The 25,976-nt window shown below is 72.0% G+C and carries 21 protein-coding genes; 16 read left to right on the forward strand and 5 right to left on the reverse strand.

The window, feature by feature from the left end:
• Nucleotides 1-119: 119 nt before the first annotated feature.
• Entirely contained in the window at nt 120-1,502 is a 1,383-nt protein-coding gene (locus ABJI51_RS13415; RefSeq protein ID WP_348950639.1) for an MFS transporter, read from the forward strand.
• Here the strand turns inward: ABJI51_RS13415 and ABJI51_RS13420 are convergent.
• Nucleotides 1,494-2,108 (reverse strand): sigma-70 family RNA polymerase sigma factor, encoded by a 615-nt coding sequence (locus ABJI51_RS13420; protein ID WP_348950854.1) that lies wholly within the window; start codon nt 2,106-2,108, stop codon nt 1,494-1,496. The two genes, ABJI51_RS13415 and ABJI51_RS13420, sit on opposite strands and share 9 nt — an antisense overlap.
• A gap of 242 nt (nt 2,109-2,350) precedes the next feature.
• Between ABJI51_RS13420 and ABJI51_RS13425 the strand changes: the two genes are divergently transcribed.
• From ABJI51_RS13425 to ABJI51_RS13440, 4 genes are all read left to right on the forward strand, one after another.
• The gene (locus ABJI51_RS13425) at nt 2,351-2,752 is read left to right on the forward strand and encodes a pyridoxamine 5'-phosphate oxidase family protein (protein WP_348950641.1); all 402 of its coding nucleotides are present in this window, start codon (nt 2,351-2,353) and stop codon (nt 2,750-2,752) included.
• A 149-nt stretch (nt 2,753-2,901) separates the two neighbouring features.
• Complete coding sequence (locus ABJI51_RS13430) at nt 2,902-4,404, forward strand: GAF domain-containing sensor histidine kinase (RefSeq protein ID WP_348950856.1); 1,503 nt, start codon at nt 2,902-2,904, stop codon at nt 4,402-4,404.
• Nucleotides 4,401-5,060, forward strand: coding sequence for a response regulator (locus ABJI51_RS13435; RefSeq protein WP_348950643.1), 660 nt, complete (start codon nt 4,401-4,403; stop codon nt 5,058-5,060). Before ABJI51_RS13430 ends, ABJI51_RS13435 begins: the two co-directional genes overlap by 4 nt.
• Before the next feature lie 100 nt (nt 5,061-5,160).
• Nucleotides 5,161-5,583 carry a hypothetical protein gene (locus ABJI51_RS13440; RefSeq protein WP_348950645.1) on the forward strand — a complete coding sequence of 141 codons (423 nt, stop codon included), beginning with the start codon at nt 5,161-5,163 and terminating at the stop codon, nt 5,581-5,583.
• A gap of 291 nt (nt 5,584-5,874) precedes the next feature.
• On the opposite strand, the gene ABJI51_RS13445 is transcribed toward ABJI51_RS13440, so the two are convergent.
• Together ABJI51_RS13445 and folE are read right to left on the reverse strand one after the other, a co-directional pair.
• A complete protein-coding gene (locus ABJI51_RS13445; protein WP_348950647.1) occupies nt 5,875-7,089 on the reverse strand; it encodes an NAD(P)/FAD-dependent oxidoreductase in 1,215 nt (404 codons plus the stop codon).
• The gene (gene folE, locus ABJI51_RS13450) at nt 7,086-7,694 is read right to left on the reverse strand and encodes a GTP cyclohydrolase I FolE (RefSeq protein ID WP_348950648.1); all 609 of its coding nucleotides are present in this window, start codon (nt 7,692-7,694) and stop codon (nt 7,086-7,088) included. The genes ABJI51_RS13445 and folE overlap by 4 nt, the downstream gene beginning before the upstream one ends.
• Before the next feature lie 89 nt (nt 7,695-7,783).
• On the opposite strand from folE, the gene ABJI51_RS13455 reads away from it, so the two are divergent.
• The 4 genes from ABJI51_RS13455 to ABJI51_RS13470 all read left to right on the forward strand — a co-directional run bounded on the left by ABJI51_RS13455 (nt 7,784) and on the right by ABJI51_RS13470 (nt 14,586).
• Nucleotides 7,784-8,440, forward strand: a complete 657-nt coding sequence (locus ABJI51_RS13455; RefSeq protein WP_348950650.1) for a helix-turn-helix transcriptional regulator — start codon at nt 7,784-7,786, stop codon at nt 8,438-8,440.
• A gap of 36 nt (nt 8,441-8,476) precedes the next feature.
• Nucleotides 8,477-9,220 carry a serine hydrolase gene (locus ABJI51_RS13460; RefSeq protein WP_348950652.1) on the forward strand — a complete coding sequence of 248 codons (744 nt, stop codon included), beginning with the start codon at nt 8,477-8,479 and terminating at the stop codon, nt 9,218-9,220.
• An 83-nt stretch (nt 9,221-9,303) separates the two neighbouring features.
• Nucleotides 9,304-10,347 (forward strand): LacI family DNA-binding transcriptional regulator, encoded by a 1,044-nt coding sequence (locus ABJI51_RS13465; protein WP_348950858.1) that lies wholly within the window; start codon nt 9,304-9,306, stop codon nt 10,345-10,347.
• A 162-nt stretch (nt 10,348-10,509) separates the two neighbouring features.
• Nucleotides 10,510-14,586 carry a beta-galactosidase gene (locus ABJI51_RS13470; protein WP_348950653.1) on the forward strand — a complete coding sequence of 1,359 codons (4,077 nt, stop codon included), beginning with the start codon at nt 10,510-10,512 and terminating at the stop codon, nt 14,584-14,586.
• Here ABJI51_RS13470 and ABJI51_RS13475 read toward each other — a convergent pair.
• Nucleotides 14,583-15,230: a LysE family transporter gene (locus ABJI51_RS13475; RefSeq protein WP_348950859.1), complete on the reverse strand. Its 648-nt coding sequence runs from the start codon at nt 15,228-15,230 to the stop codon at nt 14,583-14,585. The two genes, ABJI51_RS13470 and ABJI51_RS13475, sit on opposite strands and share 4 nt — an antisense overlap.
• A gap of 275 nt (nt 15,231-15,505) precedes the next feature.
• On the opposite strand from ABJI51_RS13475, the gene ABJI51_RS13480 reads away from it, so the two are divergent.
• The 3 genes from ABJI51_RS13480 to ABJI51_RS13490 all read left to right on the forward strand — a co-directional run bounded on the left by ABJI51_RS13480 (nt 15,506) and on the right by ABJI51_RS13490 (nt 20,751).
• The gene (locus tag ABJI51_RS13480) at nt 15,506-16,300 is read left to right on the forward strand and encodes an SDR family NAD(P)-dependent oxidoreductase (protein ID WP_348950655.1); all 795 of its coding nucleotides are present in this window, start codon (nt 15,506-15,508) and stop codon (nt 16,298-16,300) included.
• Between the two features lie 355 nt (nt 16,301-16,655).
• Nucleotides 16,656-16,856 (forward strand): hypothetical protein, encoded by a 201-nt coding sequence (locus ABJI51_RS13485; protein ID WP_348950657.1) that lies wholly within the window; start codon nt 16,656-16,658, stop codon nt 16,854-16,856.
• A gap of 1 nt (nt 16,857) precedes the next feature.
• A complete protein-coding gene (locus ABJI51_RS13490) occupies nt 16,858-20,751 on the forward strand; it encodes a hypothetical protein (protein WP_348950658.1) in 3,894 nt (1,297 codons plus the stop codon).
• Nucleotides 20,752-20,755: 4 nt separating this feature from the next.
• Here ABJI51_RS13490 and ABJI51_RS13495 read toward each other — a convergent pair whose 3' ends face one another.
• Nucleotides 20,756-21,802 (reverse strand): right-handed parallel beta-helix repeat-containing protein, encoded by a 1,047-nt coding sequence (locus ABJI51_RS13495; RefSeq protein ID WP_348950660.1) that lies wholly within the window; start codon nt 21,800-21,802, stop codon nt 20,756-20,758.
• Between the two features lie 188 nt (nt 21,803-21,990).
• On the opposite strand from ABJI51_RS13495, the gene ABJI51_RS13500 reads away from it, so the two are divergent.
• The 4 genes from ABJI51_RS13500 to ABJI51_RS13515 all read left to right on the forward strand — a co-directional run bounded on the left by ABJI51_RS13500 (nt 21,991) and on the right by ABJI51_RS13515 (nt 25,943).
• On the forward strand, nt 21,991-22,239 hold the full coding sequence (locus ABJI51_RS13500; RefSeq protein ID WP_348950662.1) for a hypothetical protein: 249 nt from the start codon (nt 21,991-21,993) through the stop codon (nt 22,237-22,239).
• A gap of 129 nt (nt 22,240-22,368) precedes the next feature.
• Nucleotides 22,369-23,292, forward strand: coding sequence for a D-alanyl-D-alanine carboxypeptidase family protein (locus tag ABJI51_RS13505; RefSeq protein WP_348950664.1), 924 nt, complete (start codon nt 22,369-22,371; stop codon nt 23,290-23,292).
• A 434-nt stretch (nt 23,293-23,726) separates the two neighbouring features.
• Nucleotides 23,727-24,668: an endonuclease/exonuclease/phosphatase family protein gene (locus ABJI51_RS13510; RefSeq protein WP_431605604.1), complete on the forward strand. Its 942-nt coding sequence runs from the start codon at nt 23,727-23,729 to the stop codon at nt 24,666-24,668.
• Between the two features lie 231 nt (nt 24,669-24,899).
• Entirely contained in the window at nt 24,900-25,943 is a 1,044-nt protein-coding gene (locus tag ABJI51_RS13515; protein ID WP_348950668.1) for a LacI family DNA-binding transcriptional regulator, read from the forward strand.
• Nucleotides 25,944-25,976: the final 33 nt, after the last annotated feature.

A 25,976-nucleotide genomic window follows, 5' to 3' on the forward strand; every position in this document is an offset into this window, starting at 1 on the left:
ATCCGAACCGCCATCCGTATAGCAGAGTGCGGCGGGAGGAATGCCCGCTTGCCGAAAGGCGGATTGTTCGCGACCCTGAAATCGGCCGACCGCATGCGCAAAGCCGAAGGAGACCGTGGATGGCGAACGTCCCCGACGCCACCGCGCCGGATACCGGCACGATCGCGGGCCGGCTCGACCGGCTGCCCGTCACCCGCACGCACCGCCGGGCCACCGTCGCCGTCGGGCTGGGCCTGTTCTTCGACTTCTACGAGGTCTTCCTCACCGGCGTGCTCAGCTCGGTGCTGGTCGAGGAGTTCAAGCTGAGCAAGGCCGCGCTGCCGCCGCTGCTGGCCTCGACGTTCGTCGGCATGTTCGTCGGCGCGCTGCTGCTGGGCCGGCTCGCCGACCGGTTCGGCCGCCGCGGCGCGTTCCTGCTCAACCTCGGGCTCTACTCGTTCTTCTCGCTGCTCGGCGCGTTCAGCGGCAGCGCGGTGATGCTGCTGGTGACGCGGTTCTTCGCCGGTATCGGCCTGGGTGCGGAACCGCCGCTGGCCGACACCTACCTCACCGACCTGCTGCCCGCCCGCCGGCGCGGCCGCTTCATCGCGTGGGCGTACACGCTGGCCTTCTTCGGGTTCCCGGTGGTCGGCTTCCTCGCCCGCGGGCTGACCGGGCACGAGATCCTCGGCATCCCGGGCTGGCGCTGGCTGTTCGTGCTCGGCGCACTCGGCGGGGCCGCGGTGTTCCTGCTGCGGCGCGGCCTGCCGGAGTCGCCGCGGTGGCTGGAGTCCGTCGGCCGCACGGACGAGGCCGCGTACCTGGTGGCCGGGATGGAGGCCGAGGCACGCGGGAGCACCGTCACGGCGTCCGCGCCGCCCCGCGGGACGACCCGGCGGCGGGCGGTGGCGCCGGTGCGCGACCTGTTCACCCCCGCACTGCGCCGGCGGACGTCGATGATGGTGGTCTTCCACCTCCTGCAGACCCTCGGCTACTACGGCTTCGGCACGCTCGTGCCGCTGGTGCTGGCGGCCAAGGGGTACGCGGTTTCGCAGTCGCTGCTGTTCGCCGCGCTGACCTACCTCGGCTACCCGGTCGGCTCGGCGCTGTCGCTGCCGATCGTGGAACGGGTCGAGCGCAAGCACCTGGTGATCGGCTCGGTGCTGGCGATGGCGGCGTTCGGCATCGCGTTCGGCCTGGCGGGCTCGATGACGCTGATCCTGGTGTTCGGCTTCCTCTACACGGCGACGAGCAACCTGTTCTCCAACGCGTTCCACATCTACCAGGCGGAGATCTTCCCGACGGCGCTGCGCTCGACGGCGGCGAGCGGCACGTATTCGCTGTCGCGCCTGGCCAGCGGCGCGATGCCGTTCGTGCTGGTGCCGCTGCTGAACGCCCACGGCCCGACGGCCCTGTTCCTGGTGGTGGCGGGCGCGCTGGTGGTGGTCGCGCTCGACGTCGCCCTGCTCGGCCCGCGCACCACCGGCCGCCGCCTGGAGAAGGTCAACGAGGAACTACCGTAGCGAGTTCGGCTGCGCCTCCAGGGAGCGCCGCAGGGTGGCCAGTGCCCGGTGCTGGGCGACGCGGACCGCGCCCGCGCTGCCGAGGCCGACCGCCGTCGCCGTCTCCTCCGCCGACAGGCCGAGGACGATCCGCAGGACCAGGATTTCGCGCTGGCGCGGCGGGAGCCGGTCGAGCAGGCCCGCCGACCGGCCCAGCGCGGCCGAGCGCTCCGCCTCCTCGCCGGTCGGGTCGGTGCCGGACGAGCGCTCGGCGGGCAGCTCCGCCATCGGGCTCGTGCGGTCGCGGGCGCGGCGGCGGTGGAAGTCGGACACCTTGTGGGCGGCGATGCCGAAGACGAACGCCACGAACCCGTCCGCTTCGAGGTGGTAGCCGGGCAGGGCGCGGACGATGGCCAGCAGCACCTCCTGCGCGCAGTCCTCCGCGTCGGACGAACCGTCCTGCCAGGTGCGCAGCCGCCCGAGGCAGTAGCGGAACACCACCGGCCGCAGCGTGTGCAGCACCTCGGCGACCGCCGCGCGGTCGCCCTGCACCGCGGACCGGACGAGCGCCGGGTCGAGGGTGAACGACGCGGCGGTTTTGCCTGCGGTGGAGTGCGGCGGCGGCATGTCGGCCTCACCCCTTTTCGCGAACAGCTCACGGACTGTCACGACGTTAGGTCACGCCGCGTGGCCACCACACGTGCCGGGCGGCCATGACAACCGGGGTCTTCCGGCCCTGGTGCGCCGGTCCGCCGTGTGCCTGCCCGGGCCGCGCGGCCGGGGCCGGGCCGAACGGCCCTATCGGGCCCCGCGCCCCGCCGATCACCCTGATCGTCCGGGGGAATTCACGGAAGAGACACAGGGGCGCGATGGTGGACGACGTGGGCTTCGAGCTGCAGCTGGACCGGCCGCAGTGCCTTGCCCTGCTGCGGACGGCGACACTCGGCCGGGTGATCTTCACGCACCGCGCCATGCCCGCCGTGCGCCCGGTGCGCTTCGCCGTCGTCGGCGACGCCGTGGTGTTCGCCGTGCCGTCCGAGAGCGCCCTGTACGCGGGCGCGCACGACGCCGTCGTCGCGTTCGAGGCCGACGAGTTCGAAGCCGGCCTCGGCGGCGGCTGGTACGTCAGCCTGCTCGGGCGAGCCACCGAGTCCGCCGCCGTCGACGTCGCCGAGATCGCCTGCTCGTGCCCGGCCCGTGCGGGGCTGCGGTTCCTGCGCATTCCCGCCGAGACCATCACCGGCCACCGGATCGCCTGCCACACGCAGTAACGAACTGGCTGCGCGCATCGACCCACCGGATGGACGAACCGGATTGGGCCGACACGGGCAGTGCCGTGTGGGACCCTTGACGGCCCGGGGCAGGCCCGGGAACTCGGCGGAGCCAGCGGGGTCGACGGGAAGTGGCGGACGAAATCAGCATGCCGGCGATCCTCGCGGCGGTGGGCGGCATCGCACGCGAGCTGGAACTTCCTGCCCTGCTGGAGCGTGCCGTCACGGCGACCTGCGAGCTGCTCGGCGCCCGGCGCGCCCGGCTGGAGGTGCCCGAAGGCGGTGTCGCCGAGCACGGCCGGGGCCGTCCCGGCGCGGCCGTGCTGGAGCTGCCGGTCCGCGCGGGAACCCGCACGTTCGGCACGCTCGAAGTCGAGCCCGGGGACGACGGGGAGTTCGGCCGCCGGCGGCGGGAAGTGCTGGGCGCGCTCGCCGCGGCGACCGGGATGGCCGTGGAAAAGGCCCTGCTCGTCGACCAGATGCGCCGCCGTGAGCGCTGGCTGGAGGCGTCCTACGACGTCACCGGCGCGCTGCTGGGCGCCCAGGACCTGCGGGACACGCTGCGGCTGGTCGCCGAACGCGCCCGCGTCGTCGCCGGCGGGACCGCGGGGGCGATCGCCCGGCCCGACGGGCCCGGCCGGCTGGTGTTCGAGGTCGTCGAGCCGCCGGGGGAGGACGCCGACCGCCTGACCGGGCTGACCGTGCCCGCCGAGGGCACGGCCACCGGGATGGCGTTCACCACCCGCCGCCCGGTCGTGGTGCGCGACTACGGCGCGCACGTGCAGAAGCAGCAGCGTGACCGCGCCGGCTCGATGCCGGCGATGATCAAGGACCTCGACTCGGCGATCTCGGTGCCGCTGATCGTCGGCGAGGAGACCCTCGGGGTGCTGGTGGTCGCGAAGTTCCGCGACAAGTCGCCGTTCACCGAATCCGACGTCCAGCTGGCCGAGACCTTCGCCGGGCACGCGGCGCTGGCCGTCGAGTTCTCCCGCGCGCAGGAGGCGCGCCAGCAGCTGGCGGTGTTCGAAGACCGCGACCGGATCGCCCGCGACCTGCACGACCTGGTGATCCAGCGGCTGTTCGCGACCGGGCTCGGGCTGGAGGGCGTCAGCAGGCTCATCGCCGACCCGGTGGTCGCCGCGCGCGTGGCCGGGTTCGCCCAGGACCTCGACGGCACGATCCGCGAAATCCGCAACAGCATCTTCTCGCTGCAGGCGCCCGCACAGGCACAGGGCAGCCTCCGCGCGGAGCTGCTGCGGGTGGCCGTGGACGCGCGCGAGGCGCTCGGCTTCGAGCCCCGCGTCGGGTTCGACGGGCCGCTCGACGCCGCCGTGCCGGACGCCGTCCGCTCGGACCTGATCGCGTCGCTGCGGGAAGCGCTGACGAACGTCGCGCGCCACGCGTCGGCGAAGTCGTCGTCGGTCGAGGTCACCGTCGACGGGTTGGGCCGGCGGCTGACGCTGGTGGTGCGCGACGACGGGGCAGGCCCGCCGCGGGAGGCGGGCCGGATCAGCGGGCTCGCCAACCTGACCGCGCGGGCGGCACGGTGGGGCGGGCACTGCGTGCTGGCGGACGGCGGCGGGGGCGGCTCGCGGCTGGAATGGACGGCGGAGCTGCCGGTGCGGACCGGCGAGCAGGGGGGCAGGCGATGACGATCTCGGTGTTCCTGCTGGACGACCACGAGCTGGTCCGGACCGGCCTGAAGACGGTCTTCGAGCCCGAGCCGGACATCGAAGTGGTCGGCGAGGCGGCGACGGCGGCCGAGGCGCTGGTCCGGATTCCGCAGGCCCGCCCGGACGTGGCGATCCTCGACGTGCGGCTGCCCGACGGGCAGGGCGTCGAGGTCTGCCGCGACATCCGGTCCACTGTGGAACCGCCGCCCGCGTGCCTGATGCTGACGTCCTATTCGGACGACGACGCGCTGTTCGGCGCGATCATGGCGGGCGCGGCCGGCTACATGCTCAAGCAGGTGTCCGGCCGGTCGCTGGTCGAGGCGGTCCGCACGGTGGCCCGCGGCGGCTCGCTGCTGGACGTCACGCTCACGGCGTCGGTGATGAACAAGCTGCGCGGCGAGGACGTCGCGGCACCGGACCCGCGGTACGAGCAGCTGAGCCCGCAGGAGCGGCGGGTACTGGACCTGGTCGCGGAGGGGCTGACCAACCGCCAGATCGCCGAGCGGCTGTTCCTCGCGGAGAAGACGGTGAAGAACTACGTGTCCTCGGTGCTGCACAAACTCGGGGTGGAGCGGCGCACGTCGGCGGCGGTGTACATGTCCCAGCGGCGCGCCGGGCCCGGCCGATCGGGCTGAATCCGGGACCGATCGGACGAAACGCATGGGTCGTTGGACGTATCCGGACGCCCATGGAGTACACCTGTCGGGTGACGGCGGCACGGCAGAGGGGGACGACATGGCGGAGGACTACGTCACGCGGCAGATCCGGGAACTGGCGCAGTCGGTGCGTCGGGAAGGCCCGGGCGGAGAGGGCACGCGCAGCTTCCAGCTGGCGGAGCACCTGGCGGCCGAGGGAGGCATCCACCGCGGCGACATCCTGACCGCGACGGCCACGCTCCTGGCCATGACGGCATGGTGCGACGGCGAGGCGGAAGCGGCCCGCAGGTTCGCGGAGAGGGCAGGCGAGCACGACGCGGACTCCCGCGAGCTGGTAACCCACCTGCTGAGACTGGAAGCGGCGGCCGACCGCGGCTGGCTCCCGGCCGACCAGGCGGAGGCGTTGCTGGACTACGCCCGCCGCGCCCGCCGCGGAGACCTGGCGACCCGCACCCGCGCCCTGGCCGGAGTCCGCCGCGGACGACACCGGCGCGAGGACTGACGCGCTGGGTGGTCTGCCGCGGCTTGTCGTGAGTGGTAATTAGGGTTCTAACGCGAATTACCACTCACGACCGCGGACCGGCGGCGGGCACGGTCACCGGGCCGAGCCGGGGCATCTGCCGGGTGGGCTGGGAGTCGCTGGAGCGCGCCGCGGCCGAAACGCCCCAATGCGGCCTTGGGTGCTCCTCCCATGCCCCCACCACCGCCCTCAACGGAGGCGCTTCGCGCCGCTGTGTTCACTAGCGCACTCAACGCCACATCGGGGCGCTCGGGACAGGCCGGAAGCCGGGGCTCAGGCCGTTGCGTCCAGAGGGCGGGACGGGTCGGCGAGCCGGTCCGGGTCCACGGTCTGTCCACTGAGGATCAGCTGCCGGACCGCGTCGAGGCCCTCGTCCCAGCGGTTGACGTGCAGGCCCGCCACCACCCGGCCGCCGCTCAGCCAGAACGCGTGGAACGCGTCCGGCTCGCCGCGGGTCACCACGCGGTCGTAGCCGCCCGGCGGGAACCAGCCCGTGAACTCCATGCCCGCGTCGTACTGGTCGGAGAAGAAGTACGGCAGCTCGTCGTGGACGACCTCCTGCCCCAGCATCGCCCGCGCCGCCGCCGGGCCGCCGTTCGTCGCCGCCGCCCAGTGCTCCACGCGGATGCGGCGCTCGTAGCGCTCGTGCCACACGCTCGCGACGTCGCCCACCGCGAAGATGTCCGGGTCTTCGGTGCGCAGGCCCGCGTCGACGCAGATGCCGTCGTCGACCGCCAGGCCCGCGTCGGCCGCCAGCTGCGTCTCGGGGCGGGCGCCGATGCCGACGATCACCACGTCGGCCGGGATCTCGCCCGCGTCCGTCCGCACCGCCGTCACTTCCTTGTCGCCGGCGAAACCCGTCACGCCGACGCCGAGCCGCAGGTCCACGCCGTGGCCGCGGTGCAGCTTCGCGAAGTACTCGCCCACCTCCGGCCCGAGCGCCGCGTGCAGCGGGGACGGACTCGGCTCGACGACCGTCACCTCGCAGCCGTAATGCCGGGCCGCCGCCGCGGTTTCCAGGCCGATCCAGCCCGCGCCCGCCACGACGACGCGGCCGCCGGCGGCCAGCGCCTCGCGCAGCCGGTCGGCGTGGGACAGCCGGCGTAGGTAGTGGACGCCGTCGAGGTCGTTGCCCGGCACCCGCAGCCGCCGCGGGGAGGATCCCGTCGCCAGCAGCAGTTTCGTGTAGCCGAGGCGCTCCCCGCCGTCCAGCTCGACTTCGTGGGCGGCCCGGTCCAGCGCCGTGACACGCTGCCCGGTCCGCACCTCGATGTCCTGCTCGGCGTACCACTTCTCGTCGTGGACGAACACCGACGCCCGGTCGTCCTGCCCGAGCAGGTAGCCCTTCGACAGCGGCGGCCGCTCGTACGGCAGGTCCGGCTCGGCGCCGATCAGGACCACCCGCCCGGTGAAGCCTTCCGCCCGCAGCATTTCCACGGCCTTGGCACCGGCCAGCCCGGCGCCGACGACGACGTACGTCCCGGTCATGCGACCACCCCGGTCAGTGCGAAGAACTCCTGGCGCGTCTTGGGTTCCTCACGCAGCAGGCCGTGCAGCGACGACGTGACGGTGAGCGCGCCTGCCGCCCGCACCCCGCGCAGCGACATGCACAGGTGCTCGGCTTCGATCACGACGCCGACGCCCTTCGGGGCCAGGCGCTCCTGCAGCCAGTCGGCGACCTGCTTGGTCAGCCGCTCCTGCACCTGCAGGTCGCGCGCGAACATCTCGACGACGCGGGCGAGCTTCGACAGGCCGAGGATGCGCTCGCCGGGGAGGTAGCCCACGTGCGCGACGCCGCGGAAGGGCAGCAGGTGGTGCTCGCACAGCGACTGCACCGGGATGCTCTTGGCCAGCACGAGCTCGTCGTAGCCCTCGTCGTTGGGGAACGTCGTCAGCTGGAAGTCGCGCGGCCGCAGCATTTCCGCGTACGCGTGCGCCACGCGCCGCGGCGTGTCGCCCAGGTGCTCCGACGACGGGTCCTTGCCCAGCGCGCGCAGCAGGTCGGCCACCGCGCTCTCCGCCGCGTGCAGGTCGATGTCGTCGCGATCGTGGACGACACCGAGGTGCCGCAGCGGTACGGGTTCGACGGTCACGGGCTCTGCCTCCTTCTAAAACAAAGTCGGGCTGACTTTAGAAGTCGGCAGGGGTTTTCGTCAACAGCTGTTTGTTTTAGAATGCCGTGATGCACGAAACCCAGGCCGGTGCGCTGGCCGCGGTCGCGGCGCTGGACGAGCCGACCCGGCGCCGGTTGTACGAGTACGTCGTCCGCAGCCCCGAGCCGGTGACCCGCGACGAGGCCGCCGCGGCACTCGGCGTGCCCCGCGCGACGGTCGCCTTCCACCTCGACCGGCTGGTGGGCGAACGGCTGCTGACGGTCGGCCACGAACGCCGCACCGGCCGCACCGGGCCCGGGGCGGGCCGCCCGGCGAAGCTGTACCGCCGGTCGGACCGCCAGGTCAGCGTCTCGCTGCCGGAGCGCCAGTACGAGCTGGCAGGCGAGCTGCTGGCCACGGCGGTGGAGGAAGCCGACGAGACCGGCGGCTCACCCCGCGAGATCCTCGGCCGCCGGGCCCGCGAGCACGGCGCCGAACTGGCCGCGGGCGCCCCGGACATCGTCGCCGCGCTGGAGGAACACGGGTTCGAGCCGCGCGCCGCGGACGGCGAGGTCCTGCTGGGCAACTGCCCGTTCCAGCAGCTGGCCCGCACGCACACGCGGCTGGTCTGCGAGATGAACCTCGGCCTGGTCGAGGGGATGCTCGACGGCGTGGGGGAGCAGCGGCTGTGCGCGCGGCTGGACCCGCACCCCGGCTTCTGCTGCGTGCGCCTCGGCCCGGCCTGAACCGAACACCTTTGCCGCCTCCAGGCAACAGGAGGTATGCACAGGCGAAACGCGATGCTGGTGGCCGTGACGTGCGCGGCGGCCGTGACGGCGACCCTCACCGTTGCCGCGGCGGTCCGGCCGCCGGAGTCCACTGTGTCCACCGCCACACCTCCGGTGTCGACGGTCGTGGCCACGACCGCGACTTCGGCCCCGCCGTCGGTGCCCGGCGACGCCGAGCTGGCCGCCCTGGTGCCGGGGCGGCTCAGTGTGCTCGTCCACGACCGGCGCACCCGCCGGGACGTCGTCTCGTACCGTCCGGACGCCGCCTATCCCGCCGCGTCGCTGGTCAAGCTGCTCATCGCGCTGGAAGCGCGGAAGCGGGGAGTGCCGTCGGACGAGGTCGCGGAGCTGCTGGCGGGCGACGACGCCGTCACCGGCCGGTGGTGGGTGCGGCTGGGTGGGCCCGCGATCGTCACCGGCTGGGCCGCGCGGCTCGGCCTGACGGGGACCCACCCGCCCGCCGACCCCCGGCGCTGGGAGGACACCGTGGTCACCGCCGCCGACCTGGCCCGCGGCTACCGCTCCCTCCTGGCCGAAGGGGCCCGCCCCGAGTCGGTCATGGAAGGGGCTTCGTGCTGCACCCCGGCGCGAAACTTGCACGCCGCCGGAGTGCTGGCCGACGACCGGTACATCGTGGTCGTCCTCACCGCGCAACCCGCCGAACTGGGCCGGGCCACGGCGGCCGAGCGGGTCGCGGCGGTCGTGAAAGCGCTCTCCGTTCCGCTCGGATCGTCGTGACCCGGCGCGGGACGTCCAGGGTGTGCCGGTTCGGCGGTACCGTCACGGGGGTGGTGACACGGTACGAACCGGAGGGGGCCAGGGTGGTGGACCGGGCGAAGGCGGGCGAACAGACGCGGACGGTGGCGCCGCCGCCGCGGCAGCCCAGCTTGGCCGACGTCGCCGGCATGGCCGGGGTGTCGCACATGACGGTGTCGCGGGTGGTCAACGAGAGCGGCCCGGTGCGGCCGGAGACCCGCGAACGGGTCCTCGCCGCCGTGCAGAAGCTCGGGTACCGGCCGAACACCGCCGCGCGGGCGCTGGTCACCGGCCGGTCCGGCACGCTCGGCGTGGTCGCGCTGGAGTCGAACCTCTACGGGCCGGCGAGCACGCTGTACGGCATCGAGAACGCGGCGCGGGAGGCCGGCTACGGCATTGCGATCTGCAGCGTGACCCGGCCGGGGCGGACGTCGATCGGCGACGCGGTGGAGAGCCTGCGGCGCCAGGCCGTCGAGGGGATCGTCGTGATCGCCCCGCACGTGACGGCCGGGCGGGCCCTCGACGCGGCGCCCCCGGACATCCCGCTGGTGGCCGTCGGCGGCGGCGAGTCGGCGCCGGTGCCGGTGATCTCGGTCGACCAGTACGACGGCGCCCGCCTGGCCACCGAGCACCTGCTCGCGCAGGGGCACCGGACGGTCTGGCACGTCGCCGGGCCGGAGGACTGGCTGGAGGCCCGCGACCGCGAACGCGGCTGGCGGGAAACCCTGGAGGCCCGGGGCCTGCGGGTGCCGGCGGTGGTGCGCGGCGACTGGAGCCCGCGGTCGGGCTACGAAGCGGGCCGGGCGCTGGTGGGCAAGCGCGGGCTCAAGGCGGTCTTCTCCGCCAACGACCAGATGGCGCTGGGCCTGCTGCGGGCGTTCACCGAGGCGGGCATCCGGGTCCCGGAGGACGTCCACGTGGCGGGCTTCGACGACGTCCCCGAGGCGGCGTACTTCACCCCGCCGCTGACGACGGTGCGCCAGGACTTCATCGAGGTCGGGCGGCGGACGTTCGGCCTGCTCGAGGAGCGGATGGCGGGCGGCGACGCGGGGGCGCGGCACCTGGTGCCCGCGGAGCTGGTGGTGCGGGAGAGCACCGGTTCGCGCTGATCCCACGCGCCGGGCGGACATCCCAAAAGTCCTTTTCCGGCAAGGGTGTTAACGCTAACAAGACCTTGGCGCTGATCCATCCCGGTGTTGTATCTTGACGACTTCTGTGTGGTCGGCAAGGGTTCATGTTCGATTGTGGTCCCCGCCGCTCAGGAGGCCCGTATGCGCCGTCGCATCCGCGCTCTGTCGTCCGCCCTGCTGGCCCTCGTCTTCGCCCTGGCCGGAGTCTCCGGCCCGCGGGCCGAGGCGGCCCCTGCCAAGACCGGGCACACCGTCACCTACGACGGCTACTCCTTCCTCGTCGACGGGAACCGGACCTACCTGTGGTCCGGCGAGTTCCACTCCTACCGGCTGCCCAGCCCCAGCCTGTGGCTCGACATCTTCCAGAAGATGAAGGCGGCGGGCTTCAACGCGACGTCGCTCTACTTCGACTGGGGCTACCACTCGCCGCGGCAGGGCGTGTACGACTTCACCGGCGTCCGCGACCTGGACCTGCTACTCGACATGGCGCAGCAGGCCGGGCTGTACGTCATCGCGCGGCCCGGGCCGTACATCAACGCCGAGGTCGACGGCGGTGGCTTCCCGACCTGGCTGTCCACCACGCCCGGGCACACCCGCAGCGCCGACCCGGTCTACCTGAAGTACTCCGACGAGTGGCAGACGCAGATCGACCGGATCATCGCGCGGCACCAGCTGACCAACGGCACCGGCAGCGTCCTGGCCTACCAGGTGGAAAACGAGTACTACAACGGCAAGGCCGACGGCCGCGCGTACATGCAGCACCTGGAGGACAAGGCCCGCGCCGACGGCATCACCGTCCCGCTGGTCGGCAACAACAACGGCACCTTCAACTCCGGCGACGCCGCGCTCGACGTCGACGCCGCCGACTCCTACCCGCAGGGCTTCGACTGCTCGAACCCCGCCAAGTGGAACGGCGTCCCGGACATCAGCTACGACCACGTCCCCGGCAAGCCGCTGATCACCGCCGAGTTCCAGGGCGGCGCGTTCGACCCGTGGGGCGGCCCGGGCTACGAGAAGTGCGCGCAGCTGATCAACGACCAGTTCGCGAACGTCTTCTACAAGCAGAACATCGCGGTCGGCGCGACCGGCCAGAGCTTCTACATGCTGCACGGTGGCACGTCCTGGGGCTGGAGCGCGATCCCGCAGAACTACACCTCCTACGACTACGGCGCGGCGATCACCGAAGCCCGGCAGTTCGACCCGAAGTACAACGAGGACAAGCTGATCGGGTACTTCACCCAGTCCGTCGCCCCGCTGACCAAGACCGACGGGCTCGCCGGGGCGCCGCTCACCGATCCGGCGCTGACCGACACCGCGCGGATCAACCCCGACACCCGCACGCAGTTCCACACCCTGCGGCACAGTGACTCGACGTCGACCGCCGTCGACACCACCAGCATCGCGCTCGACCTCGCCGCGCACGCCGGGTACACCTACGACGACCGCGCCGCCGAGGTCGGCTACACCGGCACCTGGAGCCACGTCGGGCCGGAGGTGAACTACACCGGCGGCGACTACCAGCACACCGAGTCGTTCTCGCAGGTGACCGGCGACAGCGTGAGCATTCCCTTCACCGGCACCGGAATCCGGTGGGTGACCTCGAAGGACCCGAGCCACGGCATCGCCGACGTCTACCTCGACGGGTCCAAAGTGGACACGGTAGACCTCTACGCGGCGGGCAAGCAGAACCAGGTCACCGGCTACGCCGTGCGCGACCTGCCCGCCGGGGCGCACACGCTGAAGATCGTCGTCACCGGGCAGAAGAACGCCAAGGCCACCGGGCCGTTCGTCGTGGTCGACGCGGTCGACCTGCTGTCCGGCGGCGGCGACTACTACCCGGCCGTGCCGCAGCAGCCCGGCACCGGCATCACGCTGAACGGGCGCCAGTCCAAGATCCTCGTCGCCGGCTACGACCTCGGCGCGACCCGGATGCAGTACTCGACGTCGGAGATCATGACGACCGCGGCCATCGGGAACCGGGACGTCGCGGTGCTCTACGGCGACCACGGCGGCCCGGGGGAGACCGTCCTGCGGTTCGGGCAGCAGCCGTCCGTCCAGGTCCTCGGCGGCGCCGCGACGTCCACTTGGGACGCCGCCCGCGGCGACCTGCGGCTGAACTACACCCACGACGGCCTGACGCGGGTGCTCGTCACCGCCCCCGGCGCGCGGCCGCTGCTCCTGCTGCTCGCGGACAAGGCGACCGCGGCGACGTTCTGGCGCCACGACACCGCGGCCGGCCCGGTGCTGGTCCGCGGCACCCACCTCGTGCGCACCGCGAGCACGCAGTACGGCATCCTCGCGCTGACCGGCGACACGGGCACCGACGGCGCGTTCGAGGTCTTCGGCACGGCGAACTCCGTGCTGTGGAACGGTTTGCCCGTGCCGGTGCAGCCGACGCCGAGCGGGAGCCTCACCGGCACGGCACCGGCGGCGAAGCCGGTGACGCTGCCCGCGCTGACCGGCTGGAAGCACCAGCAGGAGTCGCCGGAGAGCCAGCCGGGCTTCGACGACTCGGCGTGGCCGGTGGCGGACAAGGAAACCACCAACAGCTCGACCGCGCTCGGCACGAAGCCCGTGCTCTTCGCCGACGACTACGGTTTCCACACCGGCAACACCTGGTACCGCGGGCACTTCACCGGCGACGGCAAGCAGACCGGCATCACGCTGGCGAGCCAGAGCGGCGGCCCGGCCGGCGCGTTCTCGGCGTGGCTCAACGGCGTCTTCCTCGGCAGCTCGAAGGATCCGCAGCACACGTTCCCCTTCCCCGCGGGCGCGTTGCGGCAGGGAGACAACGAGATTTCCGTGCTGACGGTGAACATGGGCCACGAGGAGGACTACGGCGCCGCCAACGGCAACAAGGCCGCGCGGGGGCTGACCGCCGCCCGGCTGACCGGGGCGCCGCTGACGTCGGTCACCTGGCGGCTGCAGGGTGTCCGCGGCGGCGAGACCGGTCTCGACCCGGTCCGCGGCCCGCTCAACACCGGTGGCCTGTACGGCGAGCGCGCGGGCTGGTCGCTGCCCGGCTTCCCGGACGGGCGCTGGACGACGGCGACGCTGCCGTCGAAGGACACCACCCCCGGCGTCTCGTGGTACCGGACCACCGCGGACCTGGATCTGCCGCGCGGCCAGGACACCTCGCTCGGGCTGACGATCACCGACGACCCGGCGCGGCAGTACCGCGCGCTGATCTTCGTCAACGGCTGGCAGCTCGGCCAGTACGTCAACTACCTCGGGCCGCAGCACAGCTTCCCGGTCCCGAACGGGATCCTGAACCCCAACGGCCGCAACACGATCGCCGTCGCGGTGTGGAACCTCGACGGCAGCACCGGCGGTCTCGGCAGCATCGCGTGGACGAACTACGGCAGCTACCGGTCGCCGCTGACCGTCCGGCAGAACGTCTCGCCCGGCTACGACCCCGTGCGGTACGCGATGCCGCCGTCCCCGACGGCGGGGGTGACGCTGACCGCGCCGGACACGGCGGCGGCCGGGCAGCAGTTCACCGCGACGGCGACCGTGCAGGTCCCGGCGGGCGCGCCGCCCGCGTTCGACGTCAAGCCGGTGCTGACGGCCCCGGCCGGGTGGACGGTGGGTGCCGCGTCGCCGCCGTCGGCCGCCCGCATCGACGGCGGGAAGTCCGCGACGTTCTCGTGGACCGTGACCCCACCCTCCACAGTGGACACGGCAGCGCTGAAGGTGGCGGTGGCGTACCGGCAGCTGGGCCGCGCGGGGTCGGTGACCGGGGAACGGATCGTCGGCGCGGTGCCCCCGGCGCCGCCGTCCGGGCAGGTGGCGGTGAGCACGCTGCCGTTCCTGACCGCGACCAACGGCTGGGGCCCGGTCGAGCGCGACACGAGCAACGGCGAGGCGAGCGCGGGCGACGGCAAGCCGATGACCATCGGCGGCGTGGCGTACGCGAAGGGCCTCGGAGTCCACGCGGCAAGCGACGTCCAGGTCTATCTGGCGGGGACCTGCACGCGGCTGACGGCGTCGGTGGGCGTCGACGGCGAAACGGGCACCGGCGGCAGCGTGGCCTTCAGCGTCGCGGCCGACGGCACCACCCGCGTCACGACCCCGGTGGTCCGCGGCGGGCAGGCGGCGGTGCCGATCGACGTCGACGTCACCGGAGCCCAGGTCCTGGACCTGATCGTGACCGACGGCGGCGACGGCAACGGACAGGACCACGCCGACTGGGCGCTGCCGACCCTGACCTGCGGTTAGGCCAGGACGAGGCGGACGGCCAGCGCGCTGGTCACCGCGCTCGACACGAGCGCGGTGACCAGCCGGCCCCGCGGCCCGGTCAGCAGCCGCCCGAGCAGGGCGCCGCCGCCGGCCAGCAGCGCCTGCCAGCTGGCCGAGGCGGCGAACGCGGCCAGCACGAACACGGCCTGGTTGCCGGCGGGCCGGTCGCCGACGACCAGCGCGGTGAAGTAGACGACCGTGGCGGGGTTGACGAGCGTGATGCCGAGCAGGCTGAGGTAGGCGCGGCCGGGCGGCAGCGGCGTCACGGGCCGGGCGGTGGTGGCGCGGCGGGAACGCAGGGCCTGGACGGCACCGCGGACGGCCAGCACGACCAGGACCGCGGCCGAGACCAGCCGCAACGGCCCGGCGACCGGCGTGACGACGTCCGCGATGGCTGCCCCGCCGAGCACGGCAGCCAGGGCGTAGAGGCCGTCGGCTGTGGCGACCCCGAAGGCGGCGGCGAGGCCGGTTTTGAGGGACGTGCGGGCGGTGAGCGCGACCAGGTACGTCGCGACGGCGCCGACCGGGATCGCGATGCCGTAGCCGGCCACGAGACCGGTGAGCAGTGCATGGATGGTGTCGGCCGCGGCTGTTGCCGGGCCGGTGAGCAGTGCGCCGGTCATGGCGTGGAAGGTGTCGGTTTCCGCGGCTGCCACGAGACCGGCGGCGAGCGCGCCGGTCACGGCATGGAAGGCGTCGACCTCCGCGGGCGGCACGGCTGCTGCCGGACCGGCGCGGGGGTCGCGGCGGCGGTCGGCAGGAGCGTGGAGTGCGTGGTCATGCGGCGATCGTGGCGGCCGGGCGGCCGGCGGGCAACCGGATTTCCAGCCGGTGGCCGCCGTCGAGCTGTGCTTGAATCGGCCGGAGGGAGCCGGCGACGCGAGAGAGGGCTTTCACGATGCGGGTCGACCTGAGCGGCAGGACGGCACTGGTCACCGGATCCACCCAGGGCATCGGCGCGGCGATCGCCGCGGGGCTCGCGGCGGCGGGCGCGCGGGTGGCGGTCAATGGCCGCAGCGAAACCGGGGTTCACAAGGCGATCGCGCGGCTGCGGGAAGGGCTGCCGGACGCGGACTTCCTGCCGGCGCCGGGCGACGTCTCGGAGGAGGCGGGCGCGGCCGCGGTGGTCGAAGAGGTCCCGGACGCCGACATCCTGATCAACAACCTGGGCATCTTCGGCGCCCGGGAACCCCTGGACATCACCGACGCGGACTGGCGCCGGTACTTCGAGGTCAACGTGCTGGCCGCGGTGCGGCTCACCCGCGCGTACCTGCCGGGCATGACCGACCGCGGCTGGGGCCGGATCCAGTACATCGCCAGCGATTCCGCCATCGTGATCCCGGCCGAGATGATCCACTATGGAGTGTCGAAGACGGCGTTGCTCGGCGTGTCGCGGGGATTCGCCAAGCACGCGGCCGGCACCGGGGTGACGGTCAACGCGGTGCTCGCGGGGCCGACGCACACGGGCGGGGTCGAGGACTTCGTCCGCGAGCTGGTGGGCCCGGATTTGCCGTGGGACGAGGCCCAGCGCGAGTTCATGCGGCGCCACCGCCCGCAGTCGTTGCTGCAGCGGCTGATCGAGCCGGAGGAGATCGCGAACCTGGTGGTGTACCTGAGTTCCCCGTTCGCCTCGGCGACCACCGGCGCGGCCGTCCGCGTGGACGGCGGCTACGTCGACTCGATCGTGCCGTAGGCCCCGCTCCCACCCGAAGGCACGGGGGAACCTGCGGGGGAGAGCGGGAGTGTGAAAGCCGGTACGGGGGCCGCCTCGCGGCGAGAGGCACGACACGGCTCCAGCGCGACCGGTATTCCGTGAAGGCAAGGGGTGAGGCCCGGGGGCACCACCGTACCGACAGTCTGTACAACGCGGTGGCGCCCGCAGTGTTCCGGGTTCCCGGCGTGATGTGGGTCGCCCCCGTTCGTCGCAACTCGTCGCACGCGTGCGCGGATCCGGCGTGGCCGGCCCGGATGGCCGTCGCAACCCGTCGGGGATCTCACCGTCGGCCTGACGCTGGCCAGGTCACCGTCCGACCGCCTGAGGAGGTCTCGTGTTCACCTGGATCATCGCCTGTTGGGCCGTGCTGTCCATGATCCTGCTCGGCAGCGCGTGTTTCACCGCGCTGTTCGTGCGCGACCCCGGGCGTCGCGCCGACGCGTACAAAGTGCTGAAGCTGCTCCTGAGCCGCCGTTCGGGTGACGGCCCGGGGACGGCTGGACGGCCGGGTGACAATGTCGGCGAGGGGTGGTGACGTGAGCGATCCGAGACGGCGGTCGAGGTCGATCGGCAGGCCCACGGTGCCGCCCGGCCCGCTGCGGGCGCTGAAGCACTTCGTCTACGAGCTGTACCTGCGCGCCGGCAAGCCCACCCTGGACACGATGGCCGCGTGGATCGAGGCCGACGAGAGCCTGGCCGGGGCGCCGGACCGCACGACGGTCGGCCGCGTCATCGGCGAGCCGAAGCTGCCGCCGTCCCAGGCCGACGTCGTGGCGGTCGTGACGGTGCTGGCCAGGGCAGCCGCCGACGACGTCGCCACGGCGGCGGCACGGGCCCGCGAGCTGTGGCTGGCGGCGTGGCAGGCGGTCCCGGTCGGGAAGCCGCTGGAGGAGGTCGTCGACCCGTTCGCGCTCGAAGTCCACCGCCCGATCACCCTCGACGACACGCCAGGGCTCCCGACCCTGCCGCGCTACGTCCGGCGTCCCCACGACGACCGGCTCGCCGAGGTCGTGGCCCGCGCCCTGGACGGCGAAAGCGCGATGGCGGTGCTCGTCGCGGGGTCCTCGGCGGGCAAGACGCGGGCGTGCTGGGAGGCACTGGAGCCCCTCCGCGCGGCGGGCGGCTGGCGCCTGTTGCACCCGTACGACCCGACGCGCCCGGAGGCGGCACTGGACGCACTCGACCTGGTCGGGCCGCGGACGGTGGTCTGGCTGAACGAGGCACAGGAGTACCTCGCGGGCGAGCACGGGGAGAGTGTCGCGGCGAAGGTCCGGAAGCTGCTCGACGACGCGAGCCGGGCCCCGGTGCTGGTATTGGGGACGCTCTGGCCCCGCTACCTGTCGGAGCTGACGCAGAGGCCGGGAGCACAGGTCCGGCTCGTCCTGGACGGCACGGCCATCGAGGTACCCGAGGCGTTCGCCCCGGCGGAGCTGGCCGGCCTGAAGGAGTCAACCGACTCACGCCTGAAGTGGGCGGCCGAGCACGCCGGCGACGGCCAGATCACCCAGTGCCTCGCGGGCGGCCCGGCGCTGCTGGAGCAGTACTACGGGGCGAGCCCGGTGGCGAAGGCGTTCATTCACGTGGCGATGGACGCGGTGCGGATGGGGCACCGCAACGCGCTTCCGCGGGAGTTGCTCGAGAACGCCATGGACGCTTATCTGACCGACGCTCAGTACAACGCTTTGGAGGGGAACTGGCGGGAAGAGGCGTTCGCGTATATTTCGGCGCCGTGCAAAGGGGCGCTGGGGTCGGTGACGCCTATTCCGGAGCGCGCGGCCCGGCGCGGGCGGCGGAGGAAGCCGCAGCTCGGTGAACCGCTGTATCGGCTGGCGGATTATCTGGACCAGTACAGCCGGGTACAGCGGGTGGATCGGATACCCCCGGTGGGGTTCTGGGCCGCGGCGGTGTCGTCTGCGGCCCCGGGAAGCCTGGCGTCGCTGGCCTTGTCGGCGTGGAAGCGCGGGTTGTATCGCGATGCCGTTGAGCTGAACAAGAAAGCGGCTGGTCTCGGCAATGCCTTTGCCGGGGCTCAGCTCGTCGAGCAGATGCACAGGCTGCATCCAGGTGATCTGCGGGCCGCTGAGTGGGCCGTGGCCCATGCTTCTCTCGATTCCCCGTACGATTTGACTAACCTGATGGGGAAGCTCTCTTCGATCGATGCGCAAGCTTGTCTCCAGGCGATCGCCACGCGCGCTGCAGCCGGTATTGCCATCACCAAGGCGGCCGGACTCGGTGGTTTTCTGAGTAAGCTTTACGAAGTCCGTCGTGCCGAGGTTCCCATGTTCCTGGCTCGGAACCCAGCGGCGACTGTTTCGCTGGAGCGAGCTGGAGATGTCTGGTCGTTCCTGGATGCGCTTCGCGCCGTCGGCGCTCATGACCAGATTGCGACGTTGCTGGCGCGAGGTCCTGCATCGCATGTCGACTTCGACGGTTATCACGACCGTATCGGAGGCTTGATCGCCCTGCTTCATGCTGTTGGCGCGGACGACCAGGTAGCGACGCTGGCCACACGCGCTGCCGCGGAATCATCGCTCTTGTCTGCCTACCTCGTCCGCGAGCTGCTGGAGAACCTCGACAAGGCAGGGTGTGACGAGGCTGTTTCCCTGCTGCTGAGGCGGAGCCCCGCTGCTCAAGTCGGCTTGGACTGGCCGACTGGCGTGCCCAAGTTGCTGGAGGTGCTCCACAGGTTGGGCGCAGATGACGAGGTCGACGTCCTTGCTGCGCGCGCTGCGTCCGGCGCCCCCCTCGAAGACCCTTCGGACACCGACAACCTCCTGCAAGCACTCACTGCAGTGGGCAGGGGCGATCAAGTTGCCGTGTTGCTGGCCCGTGATCCGGCCTCGACAGTCTCAGTGTCGCTCGTGAGCAGAGTCAGTTTGCTGCTGTCACAGTTCCTGGCCCTGGGTGCTCGCGACCAGGTTGCCACGTTGGCTAGGCGCGCGGCGACCGAGATGCCATTGTCCGACGTGGTCGGCTTCGGGGCGCTGCTCGACGTCTTCGGCGCCGTCCGTGCCCACGACGAGATGCGGGTTCTGCTGTCCCGCAATCCTGCCTCGAAGATCTCGGTGAAGAATTCGTTCGGCGGCCCGCACTTGCTCCAGCAGCTCGACTCGCTCGGCGCCCGCCGGCAGGTTCTGGAACTGGCCACCCGCATCGCGAAGGAGTTCCCTCTGGAAGACCCCGGCGGCCTTGCGTACGTCTTCCGGGCTCTCGACGACATCGGCGCCGCCGACCAAGCGAGGGTGCTGCTCGACCGTCGTCCTGAAGTGACCGTCCAAGTGGGCAGTCCTGCCGGCGTGGCCAACCTCCTGGCAGACTGGCACCGATTGGGTGCGAACAGACAGGTTGAAGTGCTGGCGTCTCGTGCCGCCGCGGAGACCTCGCTGGATAATCCCTGGGAGGTCGGCACGCTGCTGGAAGAGCTGGGCAGGTTGGGGCTGGCGAGTCAGGAAGGCACGTTGCTCGGCAGGAAGCCGTCGGCGTTGGTTTCAGTGGCCGGCAACGCCTATGGCATTCGAAGTTTGTTGCTGAGATTGCAGCGGCTGGGGCAGACCGGCCAAGTACGCGAACTGGCCCGGCGCGTGGCTGCCGGGCGCCCTGGGGCAGAGCAGTTCAAACTCATGCCCACGCTGCTCGAAGCGGGCGCGGCCGACGAGCTGGCCGCTGTGCTGAGCCGTCGACCTGCCTCGCACGTCGACATTACCGATCCGGCCGAGGTGGCAGTTGCGGTGCAGGCGTTGCGGGACGTCGGAGCCGAAGAGCAGATTGCCGCCCTTCTCTCGCGCGACCCAGCGGGCCACGTTGCGGTGGAAGATCCCTACGACATCGCCGAGTTGATGCGTACGCTGTGGTCGGTCGGGGCGAGCGAGCAAACCGCAACTCTGGCTGCACGAGCAGCGGGAGAAATTCCGCTTCGAAGCTCCCACGGTGTAGCGATGATCCTCGACCGGATGTCCAAAGTGGATGAATTCGTCCAGGTGGAGGCGCTGCTGGCCCGTGATCCGGCGCGGCACGTGACCGTAGGCCGGTACGCGAGTGCCGATTTTCTGCTCGAACAGCTCCATGAGCTGGGCGCCCAAGAGCAGGTGGCCGTGCTCGCCGACCGCATCGCGGCGAACTTGTCGCTCGATCATCCGGACACGCTGACGAGACTGACCGCAGCCCTCCGCGAAGTGGGGGCCGGTGAGCACGCAGACGCGATCGAGGCGCGGCTGAAGGCCACCTACCTTTCCGACGAGGAATGGGACCCGTCGAAGATTCCCGACGTGCCTGACGACGAACCGGACGACGTCATCCCGGTGGACCAGCTGCCCGCGGCCGGGAAGTTCGAGCAGTTCCTCGAACTGGCCGATCACGCCACCCGGTTCCGGTTCGGCCGGGAGCCGGACGGGACCCCCGCCGAACCGTGGACCTGGGACGACCTGGCCTGACGCCTCAGGGCGTCACCGGGATGTTCGTCAACCCCGCGGTGGCGTTCGTGACCGTGTTCGAGGAATAGACCACATTCGGATTGCCCGAGCACTTCGACACCGAACTGATCTTGATCGCGTAAGTGCCCACCCCGCCCAGGTCCGATCGGTTGTCCCGCCAAACGTTTCCGCAGCCGTTCGGCAGCGCTGGGCTCGTGCTCGGATTGTGTGTCTCGTAGCCGTTGGCGAACGTGCCCGGTGGGGTGAACGTTCCCGTGTTGCCCTCGATCGTGTAGCCGGTTCCCTTCACGTCGATCCAGGAGTCCGCCGAGTTCTGGCCTGTGATGCCGCGGCCGTCGAACGTGTTGCCGCGGATCACGCCGCCCGTGGTGCCCTCCTTGACGTCGATGGCCTCCGCCGCGACGAACGGGCCGATGTGGTTGGCCAGCACCTGGATGCGGTCGCCGCGGTCGACGCCGCCGGTGTTTCCGTGGCAGGGCCAGTTCGAGTTCGCCGAACCGAGGTAGACGCCTTCGCCGTAGCCCGGCTGGACCAGGCCCGTGTAGCTGATCGACGAGTTCTTCAGCACGCTGTCGGCCGACGAACGGCGGAGGTGGACCGCCTCCTCGTCGATGTGGTGGACCGTCACGCCGTCGATCGTCGTGTGGGGCGAGGCGTCCGCCACGATGCCCTTCTTGGACTCCTGCACCGTGAACCCGCTGAGCGTCCAGTACGGCGCGCGTGACAGCCACAGGCCGTAGCCGGGGTCCCAGCCCGGCGTCGGTTCGGGGCAGTCCGGTGCGTCGCCTGACGGGCCGTCGTTGACCAGGATCGCCGTCGACGGGCCCGACAGGGTGATCGGCTGCGTCGCCGTGCCGGCTTTCGTCGTGACGAACGAGCCGTGGTAGGTGCCGGGCGCGAGGCGGATCGTCCGGCCGGGAACGGCATTGGCCAGCGCGGTGCGCAGCTGGTCGGCGGTGGAGACGTCGACGACGTCGGCGGACGGCGTGACCGTGAACGCGGTCGTGAGAACGGCGGCGCCGAACAGGGCCGCGCGGTGGATCAGGGACACCGAAAACCTCCGGAAACCAGGACAGCGGAGGTGCGCGGCGTACACCGGGAAATTTCTTTATAGGCCATCTCCGGGACGGGCGTCAACGTGACACTTTCCGGTGACGTGCAGGTATGGCGGGAAAGGACGGGGAATCTTCTCCAGCACGAACCCCGACACGCGGGGAGGTTGTGCGGAAGGAGAGCACGATGAAGACCCGAATCGCTTCCCTGGCGGCGGCCACGGCGCTCACGGTTTCCGCGGTGGTGGCCACGGCCGCTCCGGCGTCGGCCGACCCGGTCCCGGGCAACCCGACGCAGTTCTACGCCTACTGCTCGGTCGACCTGCTCGGCGTGCCGCTGGCCTGCACCGAGACCGACGCGGCCCATGCGTCGCACATCTGCCAGTACGTCCTCACCGGCGTGGGCCTGGGCCTCGACTGCATCCAGCGTTCGTGAGCCGCTGGTACAGAATCGGGACATTTCTGGAGCACAGCTGTCGAACAACTCCGACGGGCCGGCGATCTTCTCCGGACAGAGTGACCGGGGTGCGCTGCCGAAGCGCACCCCGTCACCCGGAGGAGATCCATGGCCCGTACCCGCGTTTCCCCGCTCGCCGGCGGGCTCGCCGCCGCGGTGGCGGTGGGGCTCGCCGTCACCTGCTGGGTCGTCTTCCCGCCCGAGGTCGCCGGCCGGGCGATCGCCGCGCGGCCGGACGTCGACCTGTCGCTGCCGTGGCCCGCGCAGGGTCAGGCGAGCGCCGAGGTCCAGGGGCTCGGGTCGCTCGGCAGCCACGGGGACCGGCGGCCGGTGCCGATCGCCAGCGTCACGAAGGTGATGACCGCCTACGTGGTGCTGAAGGACCACCCGCTGGGCCCGGACGACGCGGGCCCGCAGATCACCGTCGACGAGCAGGCCGAGGCCGAGTCGACGTCGCCGGACGAGTCGACCGCGCCGGTCCGCGCGGGCCGCAGTCTCAGTGAGCGGGACCTGCTGGCGCTGATGCTGGTGCCGTCGGGCAACAACGTCGCGCGCCTGCTCGCCCGCTGGGACGCGGGCAGCCAGGAGGCGTTCGTCGCGAAGATGAACCGCGAGGCGGCGGCGCTCGGCATGACGGACACGACCTACACCGGCGCGAGCGGCGTCGAGGACTCGACGACCAGCACCGCCGTCGACCAGCTGCGGTTGGCCCGCGAAGCGATGAAGAACCCGGTGATCCGCGCGATCGTGGCGAAGGCGAGCCTGCGCATCGACGGCGTCCCGGGAGCGGTGGTGAACACGAACACGCTGCTGGGCCGCAACGGCGTGATCGGACTGAAGACGGGCTCGTCGACGGCAGCGGGCGGCGCCCTGATGTGGGCGGCGGAGTCCCGCGGCGGCGCGCTGATCCTGGGGGTGGTCCTGCACCAGAGCCCGGGCGGGACACCGGGCCAGGGCCTGCGGGCGGCCCTGGAGAACAGCGAGAAGCTGATCGCGGCAATCCAGCGCGAGCTGCCGGCGGCCACCCGATGACGGCGACGACCGGCCCCGGCCCCGCCGACGGCAGCGCGGCCACCGAGCCACTCGCGGTCCCGGGGGTCGCGGATCGCCGGAGTGGGGCCGGGGGTCGCGTGCCTGGAGGGTCGGCTGGCGTGCCTGGAGGGTCGACTCGCGTGTCTGGGGGGTCGACTCGCGTGTCTGGGGAGTCGACTCGCGTGTTTGGAGGGTCGACTCGCGTGCCGGAAGGGTCGGCTGGCGTGCTTGGAGGGTCGGCTCGCGTGTCTGGGGGGTCGACTCGCGTGTCTGGGGAGTCGACTCGCGTGTTTGGAGGGTCGACTCGCGTGCCGGAAGGGTCGGCTGGCGTGCTTGGAGGGTCGGCTCGCGTGTCTGGGGGGTCGACTCGCGTGTCTGGAGGGTCGACTCGCGTGCTTGGAGGGTCGACTCGTGTGTCTGGAGGGTCGACTCGCGTGTCTGGAGGGTCGGCGCGGCGGGGGCGTTGGGTGCGGGGGCGGGTTGTTGCCGTGCTTGCCGTGCTCACCGCTGTGCTGATGCTGGCTCACCCGCTGGTGCCGAACTGGGCCGGGAACGCCGGGAGCCTGCTGGAAACCTTCCTGCCCTGGACCGGCCTGCTGGTCGTCCTCCTGCTCGTCGCGGCGCTGGTGCGGCGCTCCGCGCTCGCGCTCGTCGCCGTGCTGCTGCCCGCCCTCGTCTGGGGTGCCGACTTCGGCGGGCGGCTGTTCGACAAGCGGGCAACCGGCGGGGACTTCACGCTCGTCTCGCACAACGTCAACGACGAGAATCCCGACCCCGCGGGCACCGCTCGCGCGCTGGCCGCGTCGGGGGCGCAGGTGATCGCGCTGGAGGAACTCAAGAAGTCCGAGGTCCCGAAATACGAGGACGCGCTGGCCGCCGCGTATCCGCACCACGAGGTCCAGGGCACCGTCGGCGTCTGGAGCGTCTTCCCGCTGCGGGACACCCGGCCCGTCGAGATCATGCCGTGGACCCGGGCCATGCAGACCACTGTGGACACTCCGAAGGGACCCGTCGCCGTCTTCGTCGCGCACCTGCCTTCCGTGCGCGTGCGGCTCGACGCCGGGTTCACCGCCGGTGGCCGGGACGACTCCATCGGACTGCTCGCCGACGCTCTGCGGGCCAGTCCCGCGCCGCGGACCGTGCTTGCCGGGGACTTCAACGGCACTGCCGACGACCGCGCGCTAGGGCCGATCACCGCCCGGCTGCAGGCCGCGCAGGACGTCGCCGGGGACGGGTTCGGCTTCAGCTGGCCCGCCTCGCTGCCGCTCGCGCGGATCGACCAGATCTTCGTTTCCGGGGTCCGGCCGGTCGCCTCGTGGACGCTGCCCGCCACCGGCAGCGATCACCTGCCGGTGGCCGCCACGGTGGCCCTCTGACGAGCGCGAACATGCACTTGAACACCGGGGTGCGGACACAGCCGGTGAATCACAAACGAAGCTCCCCGCAGGTCGGGGCGTCGAACGTGGCGAACGGACTCCGCCGGGTCACGTGATTAGACCGTTACGCAAGCCGGGGTTGACCCCGCGGGTGTTATCGCTAACACTGACTCCCGCCTTCACCGGAACCGGTGATGCAGACCATGTCGGAGCGGACGGAAGGGGACGCCGGTGGCCGAACGACCCCGCTCCGGCGGACCCGTGCGGGTGACCGCCGCGGGTGCGCGGCAGCCGAGCCTGACCGACGTCGCCGGCGTGGCGGGCGTGTCCCACATGACCGTGTCCCGGGTGATCAACGGGACCGGCCCGGTGCGCCCCGAGACCCGTGCCCGGGTGCTCGCCGCGATCGAGGAGCTGGGCTACCGGCCCAACTCCGCGGCCCGCGCCCTGGTCACCGGGCGGACCGGCACGCTCGGCGTCGTCGCGCTCGAGTCCAATCTGTACGGTCCGGCCAGCACGCTCTACGGCATCGAGAACGCCGCACGGGAAGCCGGGTACGCGATCACGATCTCCAGCGTGAGCCGTCCGGGCCGGTCGTCGATCGCCGACGCGGTGGAGAACCTGCGCCGCCAGGCGGTCGAGGGCATCATCGTCATCGCCCCGCACGTCAGCGCGGGCCGCGCACTGGAGGCCGCGCCCGCGGACTTCCCGGTCGTGGCCGTCGGCGGCGGGGACACCGCGCCGGTGCCGGTCATCTCCGTCGACCAGCGCGACGGCGCCCGCCGCGCCACCGAGCACCTCCTGGCGCTGGGCCACCGGACCGTCTGGCACGTCGCCGGGCCCGAGGACTGGCTGGAGGCCCGCGAGCGCGAGCTCGGGTGGCGGGAAACCCTGGAACGCCACGGTGTCGCCGTCCCGAAGGTGATCCGCGGCGACTGGAGCTCGCGGTCGGGTTACGAGGCGGGGCGATCCCTCGCCAAGGAACGCGACCTGGACGCCGTCTTCGCGGGCAACGACCAGATGGCGCTCGGCCTGCTCCGCGCGTTCGCCGAGGCCGGCATCTCGGTGCCGCGCGACGTGCGCGTGGCGGGCTTCGACGACGTCCCCGAGGCGGCGTACTTCACGCCGCCGCTGACCACGGTGCGCCAGGACTTCATCGAAGTCGGGCGGCGCACGTTCGGCCTGCTGGCCGGACGGATGGACGGAGGCGACCGGCACGCGCGCGCCCTGGTCGTCCCCGAACTGATCGTGCGGGAGAGTACCGGCCCGCGGTAGCGCGGACCTTCGGCAATCCTGCATTTGTTAGCG

The sequence above is a fragment of the Amycolatopsis melonis genome, assembly GCF_040064235.1.
GTDB lineage: Bacteria > Actinomycetota > Actinomycetes > Mycobacteriales > Pseudonocardiaceae > Amycolatopsis > Amycolatopsis melonis.

Coding starts and splice junctions, on each gene's coding strand:
- ABJI51_RS13455 (WP_348950650.1), top strand. CDS start 7,784: ATGCACGAAACCCAGGCCGGTGCGCTGGCCGCGGTCGCGGCGCTGGAC.
- ABJI51_RS13470 (WP_348950653.1), top strand. CDS start 10,510: ATGCGCCGTCGCATCCGCGCTCTGTCGTCCGCCCTGCTGGCCCTCGTC.
- ABJI51_RS13445 (WP_348950647.1), bottom strand. CDS start 7,089: ATGACCGGGACGTACGTCGTCGTCGGCGCCGGGCTGGCCGGTGCCAAG.
- ABJI51_RS13435 (WP_348950643.1), top strand. CDS start 4,401: ATGACGATCTCGGTGTTCCTGCTGGACGACCACGAGCTGGTCCGGACC.
- ABJI51_RS13475 (WP_348950859.1), bottom strand. CDS start 15,230: ATGACCGGCGCACTGCTCACCGGCCCGGCAACAGCCGCGGCCGACACC.
- ABJI51_RS13420 (WP_348950854.1), bottom strand. CDS start 2,108: ATGCCGCCGCCGCACTCCACCGCAGGCAAAACCGCCGCGTCGTTCACC.
- ABJI51_RS13430 (WP_348950856.1), top strand. CDS start 2,902: ATGCCGGCGATCCTCGCGGCGGTGGGCGGCATCGCACGCGAGCTGGAA.
- ABJI51_RS13505 (WP_348950664.1), top strand. CDS start 22,369: ATGGCCCGTACCCGCGTTTCCCCGCTCGCCGGCGGGCTCGCCGCCGCG.
- ABJI51_RS13460 (WP_348950652.1), top strand. CDS start 8,477: ATGCACAGGCGAAACGCGATGCTGGTGGCCGTGACGTGCGCGGCGGCC.
- ABJI51_RS13425 (WP_348950641.1), top strand. CDS start 2,351: ATGGTGGACGACGTGGGCTTCGAGCTGCAGCTGGACCGGCCGCAGTGC.
- ABJI51_RS13440 (WP_348950645.1), top strand. CDS start 5,161: ATGGCGGAGGACTACGTCACGCGGCAGATCCGGGAACTGGCGCAGTCG.
- ABJI51_RS13415 (WP_348950639.1), top strand. CDS start 120: ATGGCGAACGTCCCCGACGCCACCGCGCCGGATACCGGCACGATCGCG.
- ABJI51_RS13480 (WP_348950655.1), top strand. CDS start 15,506: ATGCGGGTCGACCTGAGCGGCAGGACGGCACTGGTCACCGGATCCACC.
- ABJI51_RS13500 (WP_348950662.1), top strand. CDS start 21,991: ATGAAGACCCGAATCGCTTCCCTGGCGGCGGCCACGGCGCTCACGGTT.